Here is a 22,637-nt window from a genome sequence, read left to right as displayed (position 1 = left end):
GAAAAGGGCGTTGATCAGGTCTGGGTCGGGTGCACCAGCCCGACTCGGTAGGCCAGCACCACCAGCGCAACCCGATCCCGCAACCCGGTCTTGGCCAGGATCCGCCCGACATGGGTCTTCACGGTGGCTTCGCTGACGTAGAACTTGGCCGCGATCTCGGAGTTGCTCAAGCCGCCGGCGATCTCCAGCAACACCTCCCGTTCCCGTTCGGTCAGGTCGGTGAGCTGGGACGTATCCGGCTCGTGCTGCTCCGGCACCTCGTCGACGAATCGCTCGATCAGCCGCCGGGTGGTGCTCGGCGCGACCACCGAGTCGCCGGCGTGCACCGTACGGATGGCCTCCAGCAGCCGATCGGGCGGCGTGTCCTTGAGCAGGAAGCCGGCCGCGCCGGCGCGCAACGCGGCGAAGGCGTGCTCGTCCAGGTCGAAGGTGGTCAGCACGATCACCTTGGGCAGCTCGGCGGAGCGTTCGGTGATGATCTTGGTTGCGGCGACCCCGTCCATCCGTGGCATCCGGATGTCCATGATCACCACATCGGCGTCGGTGACGGTCAGTTGCTCGACCGCCTCGGCTCCGTTGCTGGCCTGCCCGACGATCTGCATGTCCGGCTGAGAACCGATCACCATCGCGAAACCGGCGCGCACCAGTTCCTGGTCGTCCACCAGGTAGACCTTGATCGTCATGCCTGTCCTTTGTGCCGTGTCGAATGCCGCGCCCGAAGGACATGGGAACCGGCCGTCATCGATGTCAGGCCTCTGACACCGTGGCGGGGTGATGCGGAAGCCACGCATGCACCTCGAACGCGTCCTCGGTCGGCAGCACGGTCACTGTACCGCCCACGGCCGCGACCCGTTCACGCATGCCTTGCATGCCGTGGCCCGGTTCGACGCCGGTCTGCAGCCGTTTGCCGGCCGGCGGGGTGTCGTTGACCACGCGTAGATCGACCCCGTCGGCGCGGTAGCCGATGATCACCTCGACGTTGTCGCCACCGTGCTTGCGGGCGTTGGTCAGGCACTCCTGGATCAGCCGGTAGATGGTCAACCCGACCATGTCGCCGATGTCGGCCGGGGTTCCGCTCTGGTGCAGCGATAGCTTCAGGCCGGTCTGGCCGGCGTCGTTGATCAACTGCGGCAGGTCGTCCAGACCGGGCTGTGGCCCGGAACTGCGACCATGATCATCGTGGTCCTCCCGGAGCAGGCCGAGCAGGCCGCGCATCTGGGTCAGCGAGTCGCGTCCGGTGCCGGAGATCCTTTCCAGGGCTTGTTTGGCGGTGGCCGGATCATTGTCGATCACGTACACCGCGCCGTCGGCCTGGGCGATCATCACCGACAGCGCATGGGCGATCACGTCGTGCATCTCCCGGGCGATCCGGGCCCGTTCGGCGGCGGCCGCGATCAGGGCCTGCTGCTCCTGCTCCCGTTCCAGTTGGGCGGCTCGATCGGCCAGCGCGACCTGACCGAGCCGGGACGAGCGCAGCCTCTCCCCCGACGCCCACGCGACGAACACCAGGCCGAGCATGCCGATGGTGGTGCCGATCCGGGTGAGCAGCCCGGCGTGCTTTCCCATCAACTGCTGGTCGACGAAATTCCACCAGTCGTTGACCGCACCGGACAGGCCGCAGATCACCAGCACGCCCAGGCCGTACAGCCCGGTGCGCCGGTTGGTGAAGCCGACCAGGCTGTAGAGCGAGAACAACATGCCGCCGTCATGCAGACCGATCGGGCTGGGCAACCAGATCTGGATCAGGCCGAAGATCTGGCAGAGCAGGAACGACGTACGGGGTAGCCGCCGGCGCAGCATCAGCGGCAGGTTGACCAGGCCGACGAAGGCGACGTCGATCGGCCGATACTGCGGGTAGAAGAGCGGCAGAAAGGCCGAGCCGACGCCGAAGAACATCGCCGCGATCACGCAGTCGAAGATCAGGCTGCGGGTGGGCAGGTCGGGTCCGACCCCGACCCCCTCGCTGGCGTTCAACAGCCCGACGACACGATGGCTTCGTCCCATCGCAGCCGACCCGCTGCCGCCGGAGCGATTCACGTCCACCGTCATGCCGACATCTTTGCATCGGGCCGGCAGAGATCTATATCTCCTATTTCGTTTCGCAATACCGGGCTTCTCGAGTTGAGTCCGTGATCAACTGATGCAAGACTCTTCGTTCGTCTTCCGACAACCCCCACTCTTCTTAGCTGGTGTTCCAGGTGCTCCTGCCCTAAAACGGCTGTGGTCCTTACGGCCACATCTACTGCGCACTCGGCGTCTTCCGATCCGCCGAATGCGCTCGATCACCGAGTTACTCCTTCCCCATCCCTGCACACGCCGCCGTGTCTCTACTGCGGCTTCGATGCCTGCTGCCCTGACTCGCTGAGGCAGTCCGTTCCTTGATCAACTCCGGAGACTTCCATGCCCCCGACCGCGCTGGGGACTCGTCCGTCCGCGCTGCCCGGCCGAACCCGCGACCAATCCACCGTCGACCGATCCGAGGCCGGCCGATCCACCGGAGGCGGCATTGAGCCGACTCGTACGCCGTCCTGGCGACGCCGGCTGCTGCCACTGCTCAAGCGGCACCGCCGGTTGCTGATCACCACCGCCGTACTCGCCGCGACCTACGCCGCGCTCGGCTCCACCCTGCCGTTGATCCAGCAGATCGTGCTGGACGATGCGATCATCAGCCATCAGCGCGGATTGCTTCCCTGGTTGGGATTGCTGGCCGCGCTAGGTCTGACCATCGGCGTGCTGTCGATGTTGTGGCGCTACCGCTCCGGCAAGGCGGCGCTGGCGATCCAGCACGACATCCGCAACGACATCTACGACACCCTGCAGCGGCTGGACTTCTCCGGCCACTCCCAACTACAGAGCGGCCAACTGGTCTCCCGGGCCAGCACCGACCTGCGCTGGGTGCAGATGTTGATCAGCTTCATCGCCGAGATCGCCGCCACCACGGTCGGCGTCACGGTGTCGCTGGTGGTGATGTTCCGGTTGTCGCCGATGCTGGCGATCATCGTGGTGATCATCATCGTCGCGGTCTTCCTGTTCACCCACCGGATGCGTTCTCGGGTGCATGCGGCGGGCTGGGACTCCCAGCAGAAGGAAGCCGAGCTGATGACCGAGATCGAGGAGGCCGTCCTCGGTGTCCGGGTGGTCCGGGCCTTCGGTCAGGAACAGGCACAGACGCTGCGGCTGCATCAGGCCCTGCTGAACATGTTCCGCGCCCGGGTCCGCGCCGTCCGGCTGCGGGCACCGTTCTTCGCCTCGCTGATGGCCGGCCCGCAGCTCGGCCAGGTGATCATCATCGCCCTGGGCGGTCTGATGGTGATCAGCGGCCACCTGAGCGTCGGCATCTTCCTCGCCTTCTCCAGCTACCTGACCGGACTCGCCGGCAAGGCGCGGGTGATCGGGATGATCTTGAGCAACCTGCCGCAGTGCCAGGCGGCGGTGGACCGGATCGGCGACATCCTCGATCTGCGCCCGGACCTGACCGAGCCCGCGGACCCGAAGCCGGTGCCCGATCAGAAGGGGCGGATCGAATTCCGTCAGGTCGGATTCGGTTACGCCGACGGCGACGGGCACCAGGTGCTGCGCGGACTCGACCTGACCGTGGAGGCCGGCGAGTCGATCGCGCTGGTCGGCCCGTCCGGATGCGGCAAGTCGACCGCCATGCAGCTGATCGGCCGGTTCTTCGATCCCACCGAGGGAGACGTGCTGGTCGACGGCATCGACGTACGAGAGCAGTCACTGCGGCAGCTGCGGACCCGGGTCGGGATGGTGTTCGAGAACAGCTTCCTGTTCTCCGACACGATCGCCAACAACATCGCCTACGGCCGCCCCGACGCGACCGCCGACGAGATCCGCGCCGCTGCACGGACCGCGATGGCCGACGACTTCATCAGCAAACTCGACGACGGCTACGACACGGTGATCGGCGAGCAGGGCATGACCCTGTCCGGCGGTCAGCGGCAACGGGTCGCGTTGGCCCGGGCGCTGCTGGTCGATCCCGACATCCTGCTGCTGGACGACGCCACCAGTTCGGTGGACACCAAGGTCGAGCACGAGATCCACGCCAACCTCGGACCGTTCCTGGCCAGCCGGACCGCGATCATGGTCGCCTACCGGGAATCCACCGTTCGGATGGCCGATCGGGTGGTGCTGGTCGACGACGGCCGCGTTGTTGATCATGGCAGCCACGCCGAACTGTTCGACCGGAGCGCGCTCTATCGCGATCTGTTCGGTGAGCTGGAGGCGGCCGACGACGAGGCCGCCGGGTTGCTGCCGGCGGCCCGGCGTGGCGACTTCGCCGCAACCGCGTCCTCCTGGCAGTCGCGTCAGGACGTCAGCGGTCATCCGCCGGCCGACCTGGAGACCCCGCCGGAGGTGGCAGCGCAGATCGCCACGCTGCCGGACTTCGACGACGACCCGGAAGTTGATCTTGAGCAGGAGGGCCGGCGGTCGGAGCCGTTCAAGTTGGTCAAGTTCCTGACTCCGTACCGCTACGGGCTGATCGCCGGACTGGCGCTGGTGGCGCTGGAAACCGTGCTGGGCTTGATCAATCCGTTGCTGATCCGCGAGGGCGTCAACGCCGGTATGCTCGGCGGCAGCCTGCCGGTCCTGATGATGGTCTGTGTCGCCGCGGCGACGCTGGCCGGCGGACTCTACTTCGTCCAACGGGGATCGCAGTTGGTCACCCAGCGGACGACCGAGCGGTTGCTGGTGGCGCTGCGGGCCCGGGTGTACGGGCAGTTGCAACGGCTCGGCATCGACTTCTACGACCGGACCCAGGCGGGCCGGATCATGACCCGGATGACCTCCGACATCGACGCCATCGCCGAGCTGTTGCAGGTGGGCTTGATCAACTTGCTGATGGCGATCCTGACCTTTTCCGGGATGTCGATCGTGGTGCTGGCGCTGGATCCGCGGCTGGCGCTGACGGTGCTCTGCGTGGTGCCGCCGGCCGCGGTCGCCACCTGGTGGTATCGCAAGCGGGCCTCGGTCGCCTACGACGAAGCACGCGAGCGCACCTCGATGCTGAACTCCAATCTGCAGGAGTCGCTGGCCGGGATCCGGGTCACCCACGCCTACCGGCGCGAGGCCTACAACCTCGATCGGTTCGCCGCCCTCGGCCGGGACTTTATGTACTGGTCCCGGCGCAGCGTCTTCGCCACCTCGGTGTACGTCGGCGTGATCGAGATCCTGTCCACCTCGGCAACGGTCGCGGTGCTCGCGCTCGGCGCCCGGTTCGTCGGCGCCGGCACGCTGGCGGTCGGCACCCTGCTGGCGTTCATGCTCTACCTGGCTCAGGTGTTCGCGCCGATCCAGCAGTTGGCGACGGTGTTCGACGTCTACCAGCGAGCCCGGGCCGGACTGGTCCGGATCCGCGAACTGCTGGCGCTGCGGACGTCGACACCGGCGGCCGACGCCCCCGTCCGGCCGGACGCCCTGGCGGGCGACATCGAGTTGCGCGGGGTACGGCTGCGCTACGCCGGCACCACCAGCGACGCGTTGAAGCGAGTCGATCTGCACATCCCGGCCGGTCAGCGGGTCGCGTTCGTCGGTCGCACCGGAGCCGGCAAGTCGACCACGGTGAAGCTGGTGTCGCGGTTCTACGATCCGACCGACGGGCAGATCCTGGTCGACGGCATCGGCCTGGAGCAGTACGACCTGGCCGCCTACCGGAACCGGCTGGGCTACGTGCCGCAGGAGCCGCATCTGTTCACCCGGACCGTACGCGACAACATCGCCTACGGCCGGCCGGATGCGACCGATGCCGAGGTGGAGGCCGCGGCCCGGGCGGTCGGCGCGCACGAATTCATCTCCCGGATGCCCGACGGCTACCGGCAGCTGATCACCGAACGCGGCCGGTCACTGTCGGCCGGGCAGCGTCAGCTGCTCTGCCTGGCCCGGGCCCTGATCGTCGACCCGTCGATCCTGATCCTGGACGAGGCCACCTCGAACCTGGACCTGGCCAGCGAACGCAAGGTCAACCAGGCGATGCGGGTCGCCGCCCAGGGGCGTACCACCCTGGTGGTCACCCACCGCCCGCAGTCGCTGCACTGGGTGGAACGGGTGCTGGTCGTCTCCGACGGCGCCATCGTCGGTGATCAGCAACCGGCGGAGTATCTGGCCACCATGTGACCTCCGGCCCGAGGTGATCACCGGGGCGCAGCCGCACCCGAAACCGCCCGGCGTGGCCACAGCCGCACCCAAAACCGACCGCCGCACCCCGAATACCGCGTGCGCGAGTCGATCTTGGGTGCGGCTGTGCTCGGCCCGGGCGGTACCGGGTGCGGGAGAAGCTTTCGCGCGCCCTCGATTCGCGGGGTTGAGGCCATCCCGTCCGACATATTTGCCACTTCAACCTCGGGACACGGGCCCCCGCCGCACCCAATCGCCCGGGCGCGGCTGCTGGGACCTGTCAGAACAACTGGGCGGACGTCTTGAAGTCAGCCGAACCAGAGTTTGATCTCGCGGGCGGCGGACTCCTCGGAGTCGGAGGCGTGTACGAGGTTCTCCCGGTTGGACAGCGAGTAGTCGCCGCGGATGGTGCCCGCCGCTGCCTTACGGCCGTCGGTGGCGCCGACCAGAGTGCGTACGACGTCGATCGCCTGGTCGCCCTCGACGATCACCGCGATCGACGGTCCGGAGGTGATGAAGGTCCGCAGCGGCGGATAGAAGTCGCGCTCGACATGCTCGGCGTAGTGCTGGTCGGCGAGCTCGCCGTCGACCTGCCGGTCCTGGATCGCGACGATCGACAACCCCTTCGCCTCCAACCGGCTCAGCACCGCCCCGACCAGCCCGCGGCGTACGGCATCGGGCTTGAGCAGGACGAAAGTGCGCTGGGTCGGATCGCTTGAACTCATGGGCCGAAGCGTAACGGGGACCTGCTGCCGATTCCGAGCCGAGGCCTCCGCCGGTACGAGCACCGGCCCGGCGCCCGGCCAAGTCACTCGCCGTCAGCAGACGTTCACGCTAATGTCAGCTGCGCGTGAGGTCGGTCGAGAGACGGGGGCTTACGGTCTGGTCCGTTCGGCTCGGTGGATCCGGGCCTCGGACACGAGGTCGATGGCGACCACACGGACGCCCGACCCGGTGATGCCGCAGACCCTCTTGCTCGCAGCCTCCGCCGAGCGTTCCGCACCCTGCATGTTCCGACCGTTCTCGATGGAGGCTGTCCATGGATCGTCGCAAGTTCATAGCCCTCGGCGCTACCGCCGTCACCGCCGCCGGACTCACCGCCTGTCAGGGAAACGGCCCCGGCGCGACCACCGGCAACAACGATTCCGGCGGCAACGGCGGCACCGCGGCCAAGACGCTGATCGTCTACTGCGGCGCCGACACCAACATCCAGGATCTGTGGACCAAGACCTTGATTCCCGGCTTCGAGCAGGCCAACAAGGACGCCAAGATCAACTTCCAGTTCGACCTGCACGGTCAGAACTCCGATCAGGTGCTGAACAAGATCGCCGCGGCCACCCAGCAGGGCAAGGATCCCGGCGTCGACTTCGTCGAGTCGATGGGCAAGCAGGCCGGCGCCGCCGATCTGCTCGCCGACCCGTCCGGCAAGGTGTCCAACCTGTCCCAGATTCTGCCGGACCTGCAGAAGGCCGCGGAGAAGAACTCGATCGCCTACCGCGGATCGTCGGTGCTGCTGGCCTATCTTCCGGACAAGGTGCCCAGTCCGCCGCGATCGCTGGACGAGTTGCTGGACTGGATCAAGAAGAACCCGGGCAAGTTCGCCTACAACTCCCCCGACACCGGCGGTTCGGGTGACTCGTTCGTGCAGACCGTGCTCGGCAAGTACCTGTCGCCGGACGTGCTGGAGAAGATGAACACCGGCTACCACAAGGACCTGGAAAGCCATTGGGACAAGGGATTCCAGGTGCTGGCCGACCTGAACAAGTCGATGTACCAGAAGGGCGTCTACCCCAACGGCAACAACGGCACCCTGGAACTGCTGCTGCAGAAGCAGATCTGGATGTGCCCGGCCTGGTCCGACCAGTTCATCAGCGGCCGTGACTCCGGGGTTGTACCGAAGGACGCCAAGGCGGTCCAGATCACCGACCCCAGCTTCACCGGCGGCGGCACCTACTGCGGTGTGCTCAAGGCATCGAAACATCAGGATGTCGGCTTCAAACTGGCCAACTGGCTGCTCGAGCCGGCTCAGCAGGCGGCGATCGCGAAGGCCATCGCCGGCTACCCGGCGATCCCGATGGACAAGTTGCCCGAGGATGTGAAGTCCGAGTTCGCCGATGCCGATCCGGGCAATCTGCGGCCGGGGTTCAACTCCGACATGGACGCGGACATGAAGAGCGAGTGGCAGCAGAAGGTGCCCGGGCACTGATGACGATCGCGAAGGCTCCCTCCTCCTCCGGCGTCGCCGACGGCCCGACCTCGGACAGCCCGGCCCGGAAGAAGTCGAATGCGTCCGGTGGTCGTCGTCGGCTGGGCGGACTGTTGCTGGCGAGCCCGCCGATCATCGTGGTGGCGATCTTCGTCGGGTTTCCGATCTTGGTCGCGATGTCGTATAGCTTCGGCCACATCGGCGGGTTGAACAAGACCATCGCGACCATCGCCCGCGGTCAGCACACCGTCGACAACTGGTATCAGGTGACACTGGGCGCGTACCAGGATGTCTTCACCGACGAACGATTCCGTCGTGATCTTGGTGTCACCGTGGTGATCACCTTGCTCTGTACGGTGATCGTGGTCGCGTTGGCGTGGGTGATCGCGCTGTACCTGCGGACCGCGCCGGAGGGTGCGCGATTCCGTGCCTGGGTGGCGAAACTGCTGTCCTCGCTGGCGGTGGTGCCGATGTTCATCCCGGTGGTGATCGCGTCCTGGGCGATGCTGACGTTCTACGCCTCCGACGGGCTGGTGCGTTCGGTCTGTGCCCAGCTCGGGTTCGAGGGGCCGATCTGGGGCTACACCCTGGTCTGCATCGCGTTCGGCCTGATCTGGACGCATCTTCCGTTTGCCACGTTGATGATCACCTCCGGCGTGCAGGGCGTGCCGGACTCGCTGATCGAGGCGGCCCGCGACTCCGGTGCCGGTCTGCTCACCATCGTCCGTACGGTGATCGCGCCGCTGACGCTGGTGCCGACGGTGATCGCGCTGACGTTCACCGCGATCGGCACCCTGGGCTCGTTCACGGTGCCCTACTTCACCGGGCCGAACGCGCCGACCATGTTGGGGGTGGACATGGTGTCGTACTTCCAGTCGTACAACCGGCCACAACAATCGGTTGTGATGGCGGTGGTCGTCTTCGGTATCGCGGCCGTCTTCGGCGCCTTCTACGTCTGGGCGAACTTCCGTTCCGCTCGCGACGCCGGGAGGGTCTGATGGCAGCGCCGACAGTCAGCGCCGAACGGACCTTGACGACCTCCCGGGCGGCCGGCAGTCCGTCGATCATCGGCACCGTGATCCGCCGGGTCGCGACGGTGATCTTCATCGTCGCGTTGTTCACCTTCATCCTCGGACCGCTGATCTGGTTGGGCATCCGGGCGTTCGCCACCAGCTGGAGCTACCCCAATCTGCTGCCCGACGGCTGGACGCTGAACTGGTGGCAGCGGGTGCTGGACGATCCGAAGCTGTTCAGTTCGATCCGGTTGAGTCTCGCGTTCGCGATCACCACCTTGATCGTCGCCAGCCTGGTCTGCCTGCCGGCGGCGTACGCCTTTGCCCGCTTCGAGTTTCCGGGTCGGCGGATCTTCCTGATCGGGCTGTTCGCCACCAACGCCTTCCCCAAGACCGGTTTGTACGTGGCGTTGGCGGCGCTGTTCTACGCGTTCAACCTGATGAGCACGTTCAGCGGCGTGGTGATCGTGCATCTGCTCGGCACCGTCGTCTTCATGACCTGGATACCGGCGGCGGCATTCGCGGCCGTGCCACGAAGTCTGGAGGAAGCAGCCCGGGACGCCGGCGCCGGCAAGTTCCGAGTGTTCTTCACCGTCACCCTGCCGTTGGCGATGCCCGGCATCCTGGTCGCGTTGATCATGAGTTTTCTGGCCTCCTTCGACGAGGCGCAGGGCACCTATCTGGTCGGCGCCCCGGTCTACTACACGATGCCGACGGAGATGTATTCGTTGGTGCTGAACTATCCGCGGCAGGTGGCTGCGGTGTTCTCGATCTTGCTGTCGATCCCGTCGGTGGTGTTGTTGCTGTTGGTACGCAAGCACGTGATGGGCGGCCAACTGGCGGAAGGATTCCAACTGAGATGACCTCTTCGGCAACTTCCGAATCCCCGACCCGGGCCGACGCTCGTGATCTTGGTCTGACGCTGCGTGGCGTCGGCAAGGTGCTGGGCGGTCGCGACATCGTCGATGATCTTGATCTCGAGGTCGAACGCGGTGAGCTGGTCTGCCTGCTCGGCCCGTCCGGCTGCGGCAAGACGACGACCCTGCGGATGATCAGCGGCTTCCTCACCCCGGACAGCGGATCGATCATGATCGACGGCGTCGACGTCACCCGGGTGCCGCCGGAGAAACGCCCGACGGCCATGGTCTTCCAGAACTACGCGCTCTGGCCGCACATGTCGGTCTTCGACAACGTCGCCTACCCGCTGAAGCTGCGCAAGACGCCGCGACGTGAGATCACCGAACGAGTCCACGAGATGCTCACGCTGGTGAATCTGATGCATCACGAGAAGAGCCGGCCGGCCAGGATCTCCGGCGGTGAGCAACAGCGGGTGGCACTGGCCCGAGCGCTCGTGCAGCGCCCGAAGGCGTTGCTGCTGGACGAGCCGTTGAGCAATCTGGACGCCAAGCTCCGGGTCCGGGTCCGCGAGGACATTCGGGAGATCCAGCAACGACTGGGCATCACCACGGTGATCGTCACCCATGATCAGGACGAGGCGCTCAGCATCTCCGATCGGGTCGCGGTGATGAACTCCGGGCGGATCGAGCAGTACTCGGCGCCGGTCGACCTGTATCAACGACCGGCGACTCGGTTCGTCGGTGGTTTCGTCGGCGCGATGAACACGTTCGAGGCTCGGCTGTCCGGCAGCGGCGGTGCGCTGGTCGCGGTCGTCGGCAGCTCCCGGATCCCGATCAAGGACGCCGGCACGGTGACCGACGGCGACCGCACGGTCGGTGTGCGTCCGGAGAACGTGATCATCAGCGACCCGGCCGACGGAGCCCCGGGCGTGATCTCCCGATCCATCCCCCGCGGACATTTCACCGAGTTGGTGATCGACCTCGGCGACGACCTGACGCTGCGTTCCTTCGCCGGGCCCACCGGCGCCCATCACGACGGCGACCAGGTCGGCGTACGGATCGACAGCGCGCTGATCTACGACACCGAAGGATCCCTGGTTTGACGACTCACCCCCAGCGTCCTGAGCCTGTCGAAGGACCAGCAGCCCGATCATCGACCAAGATCAACTCCGGGACCTCCCGACTGACGCCGGACGGCCCGTTCCACTCCATCGCGCACCGTGGCGATCCGGTCAGCCACCGAGAGAACACACTGCCCGGCATCCGCGCCGCGCTGGACGCCGGCGCGGACCTGGTCGAGATCGACGTCAAGGTCAGCCGCGACGAAGAGGTGGTGCTGCTGCACGATCTCACCCTGGAACGGCTTTGGAACGATCCGCGCCCGATCACCGAGCTGGACCAAGATCAACTCGCCGGCATCGGTGATCATGATCAACAGATCCCCACCCTCGCCGAAACCCTGCAACTCATCGGCCGTACGGACTCTGCGCTGCTGATCGACATGGACTCACCGCACTGGGCCGGGCCGAGTCTGCGCGTCGTGACCGACGCCGTTCGAGCCGGTGTGATCACTGCTGATCAAGCTGTCTGGTGCGGTCGGCCGGACGCGTTGCGGCTGATCCGCCAGGCCGATGATCAAGCCCGGATCATTTTCTCCTGGGACGAAAGCGACGGCGGCGGTCGGCTCCCGGCCGACGACGTGATCAAGGAACTCGCCCCGGAGGCGTTCAATCCGCACTGGCCGATGCTGACCGACGAGGTGTTCGGCTGGATTGCCGATCATGGCCTGGCGAGTTGCTGCTGGACGGTCGACGACGACTCGCTGATGCAAGAATTGCTGGGTCGCGGGGTGAACGCGATGATCACCAACCGGATCCACCGACTGCAGGAGTTGCGAACCACCGATGCCTGATCCGTCTCTACCGATGTCACCGGCCGAGCTGACCCGATGCGTCGAGGTCGCCAGGGAGGCCGCCGAGCGGGCCATCAAGATCGTCCACGAGCTGCCGTTGGGCGAGGTACGCACGAAGAAGCACGACGCCGATGTGGTGACCGAGGTCGACACCGCGGTCGAACGGTCGGTCCGTGATCTGATCGCCGCGGCACTGGACGAGCACGTGGTCGTCGGCGAGGAGTACGGCGGCAGCGCCGGCGACGGACCCACCTGGTATTGCGATCCGGTCGACGGCACCACCAATCTGACCGCCGGACTGCCCTGGACCTCGTTCTCTCTGGCGATGGCGATCGGTCGTCAGCCGCTGGTCGGTGTGGTCGCCGACCCGTGGCGGCACGAGATCTGGCTGACCGCGGCCGACCGCGGCGTGCTGATCAACGATCGCCCGCTGGAACTCGACGATCGGCCCCGATCGTCGCTCACCGGCGGCGTGATCGGCACCGAATGGGCCAGCTACCGTCCGTGGGCCGGCATGCATTCCCTGCTGGATTCCCTGGCCGAGCGGCATTGCACGACGCGGGTGATGGGATCGTCGACCCTGACGCTGGCCCAGGTGGCGGTCGGCCGGACCGTCGGTGCGGTGATCGGTGAGTTCCATCCGGAAGATCATCTGGCCGCAACGCTGCTGTGCCAGCAGGCAGGCCTGGTCGTACGCGATCAGTCGGGCGAGCACCAGCCCTTCCCGGACGGTGGCGGCATCATGGTCGCCCGCCCCGAGGTCGCCGACGAGTTGTTCGACGTGTGGCAGCAGGCCATCGCGGCGAAATGATCATCGATCCCACGGGCGCTGAATTGCCGGCGACGAGCGGGAGCGGCCGGGGAGAATGATGCGCGTGGATGAGGTCGAGGTCGTCGTCGCGCACAGCGAGCGGGTGACAGTGCGGGTCGGCGAGGTGTTCCTCAAGATCGACTCCGACCAGACGCACCTCGACGTCGAGGTCGAGGCGATGGAGTTGGCGCCGGTACCGACGCCGGAAGTGCTGTGGCGCAAGCCTTCCGTGCTCGCGATCGGCAGAGTCCCGGGGCGCCCGGTCGCCAAACTCGGCGAACCGTCGACCGCCTCCCCCGCTGCCTGGGCCGCCGCGGGCGCGGCCGTCCGCGCTGTGCACGAGGCACCGTTGCCGTCGTGGCCTGGCGAAACCGTCGAAAAGATCAGGTCCGATCTCGATCAGGAGTGCGCCTGGCTGATCGACAGCGGCGTCCTGCCCGAGGACCTGGTCAGCCGCAATCGCCGGATCGCCGAGGCCGCGCTGAGACCCTGGACGCCGGTGTTCGTGCACGGCGATCTGCAGCCCAGCCACGTGTTCGTCGACGGGAACGAGATCACCGGGATCATCGACTGGTCGGAAGCTGCCCACGGCGACGCGCTCTACGACCTGGCCACCTTGACGATGGGCCATCCCACACATCTGCCCGACGTGCTTGCCGGCTACGGCGCCGAAGTCGATCTCGACCTCATCCGCGGTTGGTGGTCGGTACGCAGTCTGTCGGCAGCACGCTGGTTGCTCGAGCACGGTTTCGATCCGGACGCTCCCGGCTGCGAATTCGACGTGCTCAGATCGGCCCGGTGAGCGTTCAGCGGCGAATCGCGGCGATCAGCAACTCGGCAACACCGTCGGCGAATTTCTCCGGGTCGGTCTCCGGATGCGATTCCAGATAGCCGAGCATGGTGTCGATGGCGCCCTGATAGGTCACCGCCATCACCCGGGTGTCGAAATCGCGTACGGTGCCGTCCTGCTGACCGCGCCGAAACATCCGCTCCTGACCCCGATAGAGGTCTTCGTAGGCGCGCAGGTCGAGCCGCGGCGTACCGTCGGGCTGCCGGAGATTGCGGACCACCTCGTTGATCGCCCGCACCTCGATCGCGTTCGTCCGTTGCAGCTGTACGACCTGGCGCAGGGCGGCGCGGATGATGTCGGGCACGTCGGCGGTCAGGTCGATTCGGCCCGACATCTGCTCCCGTACGGTGTTCAACGCGGCCATCGCGGACTGCTCCATCAACGCGTCGCGGTCGCTGAAGTAGTGCGAGATCAGCCCCTTGGAGACCCCGGCAGCCTGGGCGATCCGGGCCAACGACGCCTGCCGGTAACCGTCTTCGGCCAGCACGGTGATGCAGCCCCGGATGATCTGGGCTCGCCGTGCGTCCTCGCCGAGCCGCCGGCGTCGGCCGGAAGAGTTCGCTGAGGTGGCCGCCACCCGGTCACTCTAGGAGGTGGCGCGCTCGCTCTCCTCACCGGTCGTCCGGCTCCGGGTCTGCCGTACCGCCTGCACGACCAGCAGCACGATCGCGACCATGAACACGGCGATGCCGATCATCTCGATCCGCATCCAGGTCGGGAAGAGGCCGAGCGCCGACTCGATGGCGTTCGCCACCAGCAGCACGCCGGCGATGATGCCGACGGCGATCAGGGCTCGGCGGCTGCCGGCTCTGGCGGCACGCAGCCGCAAGGCCAGCAGGATGGCGAAGACCGCAACGATCACGGCATGCACCCACGCCTCGGTGGTCGCTTCCGCAGACCCCGAGACCGACATGATCACCAGCGTCACCACAGTGCCGGCGGCCACCACCAGGTAGCCGACGACCACCGCGGTGACGGCCGTCAATCGAGAAGTGTTGTCCATGCGCGGGAGCTTATTGACCGCCTGGCCAATAGAGCTGAGCGCTCGCTGTGGATCAGCTGGCGCGACCTGGCGCCCAGGCGTGAGGAGGCGGATCGGTCAGGGTTCAGCCAGGGTCAGGACGCGGTCGCGGTGTTGTCGATCTTCTTGCCGAGCACAAAGGCGAGCACGTAGACGGCCACGAAGATCGCAGCCACCACGAACATCACCCCGACGATGAAGCCGAGCGCCAGCCCGGCGATCTGGGCCAGCCAACCCAGCGGATAGCCGACCGGCGTACGGAACAGACCTCCCGCCAGCAGACAAAGAAAGGCCGACCCGCCGGCCGTCACCGCGGCCGTCAACGGCTGAACACCGGCCAGCTGGGTCATCACCGGTATCGCCAGCGCGAACGCGATCAGCTCCAGGAAGAGCGTGATCATCATCGCCCGGCCCATCGGGTTGCCGGCTGCCAGACTCATCGCTGATCATCCCCATCGCGATCGGATTCGCCGTGATCGCCAGACCGCGACGTTGCACCGGGTTGGTCATCGTCTGCCAGCGGGCCGTACGCGCCGAAGTCCCCCGTCTCCGGTGCCTCGGTGCGCTCGTTCCCGGTCCCGTCCAGCAACTCGGCCTCGGTGGCGTCCTCGTCGAACTGCTCACCGTATTCGGGGCCGTAGGAATAGTCCTTCTCGTCCTCGGTGTCGCCCTCGTCCTCGATCAGCGGAGCCCCGGCGGCGTCCAGCACCCCTTCACCGCTGACCCGCGCAGCGGCCGGCCGCGGCTGCCCGCTGTCGTGGCCAACCAGCAGCGTGCGTGCTTCACCGACGGCGACCACCGAACCGGTGATCAACACCCCTGGTGCGGTGGCACCCTCGGTCTCGGCCAGCCCGATCGCGGCCTCGATCGCGTCGTCCATCCGCGGCGCCACCTGCACCCGATCGGCGCCGAAGATTCCGGCCGCCAGCTCGCCGAGTTCGTCGGCGGGCAGTCCGCGGTCGGTGGAGGCGACCTGGGTGGCGACGACCGAGGTGAACAGATCGGCGTACTCCCGCAGCAGCCCCTCCGCGTCCTTGTCCTTCATGATCGCGATCACCCCGACCAGCGGCGAGAAGTCGAAGGACTCGTTGATCGCCGCGGCGGTCGCCCGGGCGCCGTGCGGATTGTGTGCGGCATCGAGGATCACCGGCGGCGAACGCCGTACGATCTCCAGCCGGCCGGGTGCCTCGACCGCGGCGAATCCCTCCCGAACCACGTCGGGATCGATCCGGTTCAGCCCGGTGAACGCCTGCGCGGCGGCCAGTGCCAGGGCCGCGTTCTCGGCCTGATGGATCCCGTACAGCGGCAGGAAGATCTCGTCGATCGGCCCGTCGGCGGTGCCCAGCCGCAGCTGCTGACCGCCGACCCCCATCACCCGGTCCAGGACGCCGAATTCGATTCCTTCCCGTTGCACCGTCGCGCCGACCTCGGCGGCGCGCTGCAGCAGCAACCGCGCCACCTCGGGCTGTTGCCCGGCCAGGATCGCCTGCGCGTCGGCCTTGATGATGCCGGCCTTCTCGGCGGCGATCTTCTCCACCGTGTCGCCGAGCAGGTGGGTGTGATCGAGATCGATCGGCGTGATCACCGCGACCGACGCGTCGGCCACGTTCGTCGCATCCCAGGTCCCGCCGAGCCCGACCTCGACGACGGCCACGTCGACCGGCGCATCGGCGAAGGCGGCGTAGGCCATCGCGGTGATCACCTCGAAGAACGTCATCGCGACGCCGTCGATCCGCTGCTGATCGACCATCGCGACGTACGGTTCGACCTCGCGCCACAGCTCGTCGAACCGTTCGGCGCTGACCGGCTCGCCGTCGATCCGGATCCGTTCGGTCACGTCCATCAGGTGCGGGCTGGTGAAGCGGCCGGTCCGCAGGCCCACCGAGCGCAGCAGCGCGTCGATCATCGCCGCCGTGCTGCCCTTGCCGTTGGTGCCGGTCAGCTGGATCACCGGGTAGGCCCGTTGCGGGTCGCCGAGCAACTCCGTCAGCGCCGCCACCCGGCCGAGGCTGGGAGCGACCCGGTGCTCGGGCCAGCGGCCCTGCAGAGCGGCGACGATTTCGGCGTGCGTGGCGGCGGAAGAGTCCGCGGAATCAGAGTCAGACATCGCAGACGCGAGTCTACGGCCCGAGCCGACGGGCTCCGGACTTCGCGGCGTCCCGGTTTTCCGAAGGGGCTGCATAGCCCCTCGATCCAGAGCAATATGAACAGTGGCCCAACAGTTCCGACTGGTACGGAAGAAGGCGACGGGCATGGCAGCCCAACCGTCCACTGATTCACGCGAGCGCAGCGGCCCCGGCATCATCGCCCGGCTCGAACGACTGCAGGTGTGGTCGCTGTCCTACGGCTTCATCATCATCATCGGCCTCGGCTTCCTCTTCACCTTCTACGACATCTTCGACATCAACGTGTCCTTCATCCAGACCTGCGTCGACCTGAAGCCGGGCTGCACGCCCGAGACCGCGCTCGGCTCGCTGCCGCTGCCGGTGGTCCTCAACCTGGCGGGCTATGTGGTCGGCACCCTCGTGCTCAGCCCGGTCGCGGACCGGATCGGCCGCCGCAACATGTTGTTGATCACCATGTTGATCACCGGCCTCGGCTCGCTCTACAACGCGTTCGCGCCGGACTATGCGAACTTCGTCATCGCCCGGGTGATCACCGGCATCGGCATCGGCGCGGACCTGGCGATCGTGAACACCTACATCAACGAGGTCTCGCCGCGGCCGGCCCGAGCACGCTTCACCACGATGATCTTCATCAACTCTGCGGTCGGCGCCATGATCGGGATCTGGCTCGGGTTGATCTTGACCACCGAAGCCGAGAAGTGGCCGCTGGGCCTGCCGTTCGCGGTTGCCGGGCCGGCCTTCGGCAACGGCTGGCGCTGGATGTACGGGATCGGCGCGCTGCTCGCGCTGATCGCGGTGCTGCTGCGGATCCAGTTGCCCGAATCGCCGCGGTGGCTGATCGCCCGCGACCGGGCGCCGGAGGCCGATCACATCGTCGCCGACATGGAGGAACGCGCCCGCCATCGCGGCCCGCTGGCCGATCCGGATTACGACATTCCCGCGTCGGCGGTGACCCCGCCACCGCGGGTGCCCTACAGCACGCTCTTCACCAATCCGCTCTATCGGCGCCGGATCCTGCTGCTGTTCGCGCTCTGGTTCATCGGCTACATCACCGTCTACTCGTACGCGTCCGGCTTCACCAGTGTGTTGTCGGCATTGAAGTATCCGCCGCCGGAGGCCGGCGTGATCGCCGCGGTCGGCAGCTTCGGCTTCGTCGGCGGGACGATCGTGATGACGTTCATCGTGGAGAAGCTGGAACGTCGCTACTGGCTGCCGATCGCGGCCGCGGTGACGCTGATCGGGGCGTTCCTGATCGCCGTCGCCGGCACCCAGATCACCGTGGCGTTGATCGGTTCGATCTTGGTCTTCGCAGGGTTCAACCTCTGGGTCTCGCCGACCTACGCGCTGTCGGCCGAGTGTTTCCCGACCCGGGCCCGGACCACCGGTTTCGCGTTGGTGGACGGGGTCGGGCACATCGGCGGCGGCATCGGGGTGCTGGCGATCGCGCCGATCCTGCCGCACCTGTCCACCCTGGGCGCGCTGATGTTGATCTCCAGCTTCCTGGTGATCGCCGCCGTCCTGGCCCAGTTCACGCCGCACACCCGGGCCCGGAACCTCGACCACATCTCGCCTTGACCGGCTCCTGTTTACAAGAATCCTGCGCCAGTCGGCCGCTCCTCGGCTGTAGCGCGGGGTAAGGCCGCACTGGTGCAGCATTCTTGTGATCGCCGCGGGTATCGGATGTGCATTCGCACCCGCGTCCTTCGTAGGATTCACCGTTATGACGACTCTTGCATCCGGCCCACGTCCCGACGCAGCCGAATCGGGCGCGCCGAACGTACCGGATGTGCCGGAGAAGCCCGCACTGGAGGGGCTGGAGTCGAAGTGGATGGAGATCTGGCAGCAGCAGGGCACGTACGCGTTCGTCCGGCCGGAGGGTGATCCGCAGCGGGCGCGGGATCAGGTGTTCAGCATCGACACCCCGCCGCCGACGGTGTCCGGTTCCTTGCATGTGGGGCACGTGTTCTCCTACACCCACACGGACCTGATCGCCCGCTATCAGCGGATGCGGGGCAAGCACGTCTACTACCCGATCGGCTGGGACGACAACGGCCTACCCACCGAGCGCCGGGTGCAGAACTTCTACGGTGTCCGCTGCGACCCGAGCGTGCCGTACGACCCCGACTTCACCCCACCGGCCAAGCCGGACCCGAAGCGGCAGGTGCCGATCAGCCGACGCAATTTCATCGACCTCTGCCATCAGCTGACCAAGGTGGACGAGGCGGTCTTCGAGGATCTGTGGCGCCGGGTCGGGCTCAGCGTCGACTGGTCGACGCTCTACACCACCATCGGCGACGACTCGATTTCCGTTGCCCAGAAGGCGTTCCTGCGTAACGTCGCCCGCGGCGAGGCGTACCTGGCCGAGGCACCGACGGTGTGGGACGTCACCTTCCAGACCGCGGTGGCGCAGGCCGAGATCGAGGCGCGGGACTACCCCGGCGCCTACCACAAGGTGCAGTTCCATCGCGCTGACGGCGAACCGGTGATCATCGAGACCACCCGCCCGGAGTTGATCGGTGCCTGCGTCGCGCTGATCGCCCACCCGGACGACGAGCGCTATGCCGATCTCGTCGGTAGCACGGTGACCAGCCCTATCTTCGGTGTCGAGCTGCCGGTGTTGAGCCACCCGGCAGCCGAGCAGGACAAAGGTTCCGGTCTGGTGATGTGCTGCACGTTCGGCGATCTCACCGACGTGACCTGGTGGCGCGAGCTGCAGCTGCCGGCGCGGGTGATCATCGGTCGGGACGGGCGCATCCTGCGTGATCGCCCGGACTGGATCGGCGACGGCGCTGCCGCCCAGGGGTACGAGCAGTTGGCCGGCAAGACCACGTTCAGCGCCCGCGAGGCGATGGTCGGGCTGCTGCGCGATGCCGGTGATCTGATCGGCGATCCGACCCCGACTCAACGGAAGGCGAATTTCTTCGAGAAGGGCGACAAGCCGCTGGAGATCATCTCCACTCGGCAGTGGTACATCGCCAACGGCGGCCGTGATGCCGCGCTGAAGCAGCAGTTCCTGGCCCGCGGTGAAGAGCTCGGTTGGGTGCCCGAGCACATGAAGCACCGTTACGACAACTGGGTCAACGGGCTGAACGGTGACTGGCTGATCTCTCGCCAGCGCTTCTTCGGTGTGCCCTTCCCGGTCTGGTACCGGCTGGACGCCGATGCCCAGCCTGACTACTCGGACCCGATCGTCCCGGACGAGGACATCCTGCCGGTCGACCCGAGCACCGATCTGCCGCCGGGCTACACCGCAGCACAGCGCGGCGAGCCGCAAGGCTTCATCGCCGACCCCGATGTGATGGACACCTGGGCGATCTCGTCCCTGTCACCACAGATCGTCTGCGGCTGGGAACGTGATCCGGACCTGTTCAAGATCACCTTCCCGATGGACCTGAACACCCAGGCGCACGACATCATCCGCACCTGGCTCTACGACCGGGTGGTGCGAGCTCACTTCGAGAACGGATCCCTGCCCTGGAAGCGATCCATGATCAGCGGCTTCGTGATGGATCCGGACCGGAAGAAGATGAGCAAGTCCAAGGGCAATGTGGTGGTGCCGACCGAGGTGCTCGAACGGTACGGCTCGGACGCGGTCCGCTGGCGTGCGGCCAAGGCCCGTCCAGGTCTGGACTCGCCGTTCGACGAGCGCGAGATGAAGGTCGGCCGCAGGCTGGCGCTGAAGGTGCTGAACGCCAGCAAGTTCGTTCTGTCGTACGGGATTCCCGCCGCGGGCACGCCGATCACCGAGCCAGTTGATCAAGCTCTGCTGGCCGGCCTGCAGCGGGTGATCATCGAGGCGACCGAGGCGTTCGAGGCATACGACTACACCAGCGCGCTGGAGATCACTGAGCGCTTCTTCTGGTCCTTCTGCGACGACTACCTGGAGTTGGTCAAGGAGCGCGCCTACGGTGCCGCCGGTGAGGATGCTGCTCGGTCCGCACACACCGCGCTGGCGATCAGCCTGGACGCGATCCTGCGGCTGCTGGCGCCGTTCATCCCGTACGCGACCGAGGAAGTCTGGTCCTGGTGGAAGTCCGGTTCGATCCACACCGCTGCCTGGCCCACCCCGGAGGAGATTCCCAACGACCGCGGCGATGCGTTGTTGCTGGACGCGGTGGCGACGGCCTTGATCGCGGTCCGTGGCGCGAAGTCGCAGCGGAAGGTGTCGATGAAGGCCGAGGTCAGCCGGATCGAGTTCGCCGGTCAGGGTGAGGTGCTGGAGCGGCTCAAACAGGTCGAGTCCGATCTGCGCGCGGTCGGCCGGATCACCGGTGAGGTGCTGTGGGCCGAGTCCGACACCGAGCTCGTGGTCGAGGTGGAGTTGGCGGAGCTGCCCAGCTGATCTTGGTTCGCCGTCCGTCGGCGCGACACGCTCAAGGGACGGACGGTACTGGTGTTAACGGTGTGGCTAGGTGAAGACTATGGGCTGCGGCCCGCCAGGATCGCAGCAACAGATACCCCGAACGCGGGTCTCACCCCAAGGAACGATCATGAATTACTTCAACAGCTTCTGGCACATCATCTGGACGATGTTCTGGGTGTTCGCCTTCTGCGCCTACCTGATCGCGTTGTTCTCGATCATCACCGACCTGTTCCGTGATCGCGGGCTCAAGGGTTGGATGAAGGCGATCTGGTTGGTCTGCCTGTTCTTCCTGCCGTTCGCCACCGCGCTGGCCTACCTGATCTTCCGTGGTCGCGGAATGTCGCAGCGGAGCGTGAAGCAGGCCGAGGAGAACCGGCAGCAGGCCGAGTCCTACATCCGCGACGTCGCAGGCAGCAGTGCCTCGGACGAGATCGCCAAGGCCAAGGGTCTTCTCGACGCCGGCACCATCACCCAGCAGGAGTACGAGCAGCTCAAGGCTCGTGCGCTGGCCGGGGAGGCCAAGCTCTCCTGAAGCGGGGCCTCCTGAAGCGAGCAGGGCTAACTGAACCCAGCCCCGCTCTCTGAATCGTGAAGGCCGCCGGGCTTGTCGGTGATCAGCCGACCTTCGCCCGGCGGCCTTTCGTATGCCCGCCCATCACCAGCCGCGCGCGAAACCGGCCGGCCACCAACAGCCGCGCGCAAGATCGACCCGCGCACGGGCTATTTCGGGTGCGCGGGTCGATTTGGCGCGCGGCTATGGGGTCCAGCTCCTGTCGGGCCTGCCGCTACAGCGCCAATCGCATGATCGTCAGGTCGAGCCAGCGATTGAACTTGGTGCCGATCTCTCGGAGCGTCCCGACGGTCTCGAAACCCAGCCGGGCGTGCAAGGCGATGGAGGCCGTGTTGGAGGACTCGATGTCGGCGAGCATCACATGCAGGCCGGATTCGCGGGCGCCGTCGATCAAGGTCGCCAGCAGCCGGCGGCCCAAACCCCGGCCGTGATGCTCACCGGCCACGTACACCGAATCCTCGCCGGTGAAGCGATATCCCTCCTTCGCCCGCCACGGCGACCAGGACGCGAAACCGGCCACCTGACCGTCGCACTCGGCCACGTACACCGCTCTGCGGCCGATCAACTCGTCCCACCAGGCAATCGCTTCGTCCGGCGGCTGCAAGACGGTGGTCCAGATCGCGGTGCTCTTCTGGATCGCGTCGTTTCGCAACGTACGGATCTCCTCGACGTCCTCGCGTCGTCCGGGTCGGATGAAATAGGGGTCGGCCGCTGAAGTCACTCGCACATTCTTCCGCCGTCCGACAACCGCGCGCGAGACGTGCCGCCGACCAACAGCCGC

At 66.8% G+C, this 22,637-nt stretch carries 19 protein-coding genes; 11 read left to right on the top strand and 8 right to left on the bottom strand.

Going from position 1 to position 22,637, the window contains the following annotated elements; genetic code table 11:
- Window positions 1-14 precede the first annotated feature (14 nt).
- Window positions 15-683: a response regulator transcription factor gene (locus FOE78_RS08470; protein ID WP_143985894.1), complete on the bottom strand. Its 669-nt coding sequence runs from the start codon at window positions 681-683 to the stop codon at window positions 15-17.
- A 64-nt stretch (window positions 684-747) separates the two neighbouring features.
- Entirely contained in the window at window positions 748-2,049 is a 1,302-nt protein-coding gene (locus tag FOE78_RS08465) for a sensor histidine kinase (protein ID WP_143985893.1), read from the bottom strand.
- Window positions 2,050-2,400: 351 nt separating this feature from the next.
- Between FOE78_RS08465 and FOE78_RS08460 the strand changes: the two genes are divergently transcribed.
- Window positions 2,401-6,126: an ABC transporter ATP-binding protein gene (locus tag FOE78_RS08460; RefSeq protein ID WP_143985892.1), complete on the top strand. Its 3,726-nt coding sequence runs from the start codon at window positions 2,401-2,403 to the stop codon at window positions 6,124-6,126.
- Between the two features lie 308 nt (window positions 6,127-6,434).
- Here the strand turns inward: FOE78_RS08460 and ndk are convergent, their stop codons facing one another.
- Entirely contained in the window at window positions 6,435-6,851 is a 417-nt protein-coding gene (ndk, locus tag FOE78_RS08455; RefSeq protein WP_143985891.1) for a nucleoside-diphosphate kinase, read from the bottom strand.
- Window positions 6,852-7,165: 314 nt separating this feature from the next.
- Between ndk and FOE78_RS08450 the strand changes: the two genes are divergently transcribed.
- From FOE78_RS08450 to FOE78_RS08420, 7 genes are all read left to right on the top strand, one after another.
- Window positions 7,166-8,332, top strand: coding sequence for an extracellular solute-binding protein (locus FOE78_RS08450; protein ID WP_143985890.1), 1,167 nt, complete (start codon window positions 7,166-7,168; stop codon window positions 8,330-8,332).
- Window positions 8,305-9,330, top strand: a complete 1,026-nt coding sequence (locus tag FOE78_RS08445) for an ABC transporter permease (protein ID WP_210414886.1) — start codon at window positions 8,305-8,307, stop codon at window positions 9,328-9,330. Before FOE78_RS08450 ends, FOE78_RS08445 begins: the two co-directional genes overlap by 28 nt.
- Window positions 9,330-10,208 carry an ABC transporter permease gene (locus FOE78_RS08440; protein WP_143985889.1) on the top strand — a complete coding sequence of 293 codons (879 nt, stop codon included), beginning with the start codon at window positions 9,330-9,332 and terminating at the stop codon, window positions 10,206-10,208. The genes FOE78_RS08445 and FOE78_RS08440 overlap by 1 nt, the downstream gene beginning before the upstream one ends.
- Window positions 10,205-11,305: an ABC transporter ATP-binding protein gene (locus tag FOE78_RS08435; protein ID WP_143985888.1), complete on the top strand. Its 1,101-nt coding sequence runs from the start codon at window positions 10,205-10,207 to the stop codon at window positions 11,303-11,305. Before FOE78_RS08440 ends, FOE78_RS08435 begins: the two co-directional genes overlap by 4 nt.
- Window positions 11,302-12,114: a glycerophosphodiester phosphodiesterase gene (locus FOE78_RS08430; protein WP_168207428.1), complete on the top strand. Its 813-nt coding sequence runs from the start codon at window positions 11,302-11,304 to the stop codon at window positions 12,112-12,114. The genes FOE78_RS08435 and FOE78_RS08430 overlap by 4 nt, the downstream gene beginning before the upstream one ends.
- Window positions 12,107-12,925, top strand: coding sequence for an inositol monophosphatase family protein (locus tag FOE78_RS08425; RefSeq protein ID WP_143985886.1), 819 nt, complete (start codon window positions 12,107-12,109; stop codon window positions 12,923-12,925). The genes FOE78_RS08430 and FOE78_RS08425 overlap by 8 nt, the downstream gene beginning before the upstream one ends.
- 64 nt (window positions 12,926-12,989) lie before the next feature.
- A complete protein-coding gene (locus tag FOE78_RS08420) occupies window positions 12,990-13,727 on the top strand; it encodes a phosphotransferase family protein (RefSeq protein WP_143985885.1) in 738 nt (245 codons plus the stop codon).
- Between the two features lie 4 nt (window positions 13,728-13,731).
- On the opposite strand, the gene FOE78_RS08415 is transcribed toward FOE78_RS08420, so the two are convergent.
- The 4 genes from FOE78_RS08415 to FOE78_RS08400 all read right to left on the bottom strand — a co-directional run bounded on the left by FOE78_RS08415 (window position 13,732) and on the right by FOE78_RS08400 (window position 16,903).
- Complete coding sequence (locus FOE78_RS08415) at window positions 13,732-14,352, bottom strand: TetR/AcrR family transcriptional regulator (RefSeq protein ID WP_143985884.1); 621 nt, start codon at window positions 14,350-14,352, stop codon at window positions 13,732-13,734.
- A gap of 9 nt (window positions 14,353-14,361) precedes the next feature.
- Window positions 14,362-14,778 carry a hypothetical protein gene (locus FOE78_RS08410; RefSeq protein ID WP_143985883.1) on the bottom strand — a complete coding sequence of 139 codons (417 nt, stop codon included), beginning with the start codon at window positions 14,776-14,778 and terminating at the stop codon, window positions 14,362-14,364.
- A 113-nt stretch (window positions 14,779-14,891) separates the two neighbouring features.
- Window positions 14,892-15,236: a DUF4233 domain-containing protein gene (locus FOE78_RS08405; RefSeq protein ID WP_143985882.1), complete on the bottom strand. Its 345-nt coding sequence runs from the start codon at window positions 15,234-15,236 to the stop codon at window positions 14,892-14,894.
- The gene (locus FOE78_RS08400) at window positions 15,233-16,903 is read right to left on the bottom strand and encodes a bifunctional folylpolyglutamate synthase/dihydrofolate synthase (RefSeq protein ID WP_143985881.1); all 1,671 of its coding nucleotides are present in this window, start codon (window positions 16,901-16,903) and stop codon (window positions 15,233-15,235) included. Before FOE78_RS08400 ends, FOE78_RS08405 begins: the two co-directional genes overlap by 4 nt.
- Window positions 16,904-17,048: 145 nt before the next feature.
- On the opposite strand from FOE78_RS08400, the gene FOE78_RS08395 reads away from it, so the two are divergent.
- From FOE78_RS08395 to FOE78_RS08385, 3 genes are all read left to right on the top strand, one after another.
- A complete protein-coding gene (locus tag FOE78_RS08395; protein WP_143985880.1) occupies window positions 17,049-18,497 on the top strand; it encodes an MFS transporter in 1,449 nt (482 codons plus the stop codon).
- Between the two features lie 253 nt (window positions 18,498-18,750).
- The gene (gene valS, locus FOE78_RS08390; RefSeq protein WP_266095028.1) at window positions 18,751-21,264 is read left to right on the top strand and encodes a valine--tRNA ligase; all 2,514 of its coding nucleotides are present in this window, start codon (window positions 18,751-18,753) and stop codon (window positions 21,262-21,264) included.
- 148 nt (window positions 21,265-21,412) lie between these two features.
- The gene (locus FOE78_RS08385) at window positions 21,413-21,817 is read left to right on the top strand and encodes an SHOCT domain-containing protein (protein WP_143985878.1); all 405 of its coding nucleotides are present in this window, start codon (window positions 21,413-21,415) and stop codon (window positions 21,815-21,817) included.
- 253 nt (window positions 21,818-22,070) lie between these two features.
- Here FOE78_RS08385 and FOE78_RS08380 read toward each other — a convergent pair whose 3' ends face one another.
- Window positions 22,071-22,577: a GNAT family N-acetyltransferase gene (locus tag FOE78_RS08380; RefSeq protein WP_210414884.1), complete on the bottom strand. Its 507-nt coding sequence runs from the start codon at window positions 22,575-22,577 to the stop codon at window positions 22,071-22,073.
- Between the last annotated feature and the right edge of the window lie 60 nt (window positions 22,578-22,637).

The organism is Microlunatus elymi, assembly GCF_007362775.1.
GTDB classification, from domain to species: domain Bacteria; phylum Actinomycetota; class Actinomycetes; order Propionibacteriales; family Propionibacteriaceae; genus Microlunatus; species Microlunatus elymi.
Note: the sequence above shows the minus strand (reverse complement) of the source record. Positions and strands in the feature narration are given on the sequence as shown.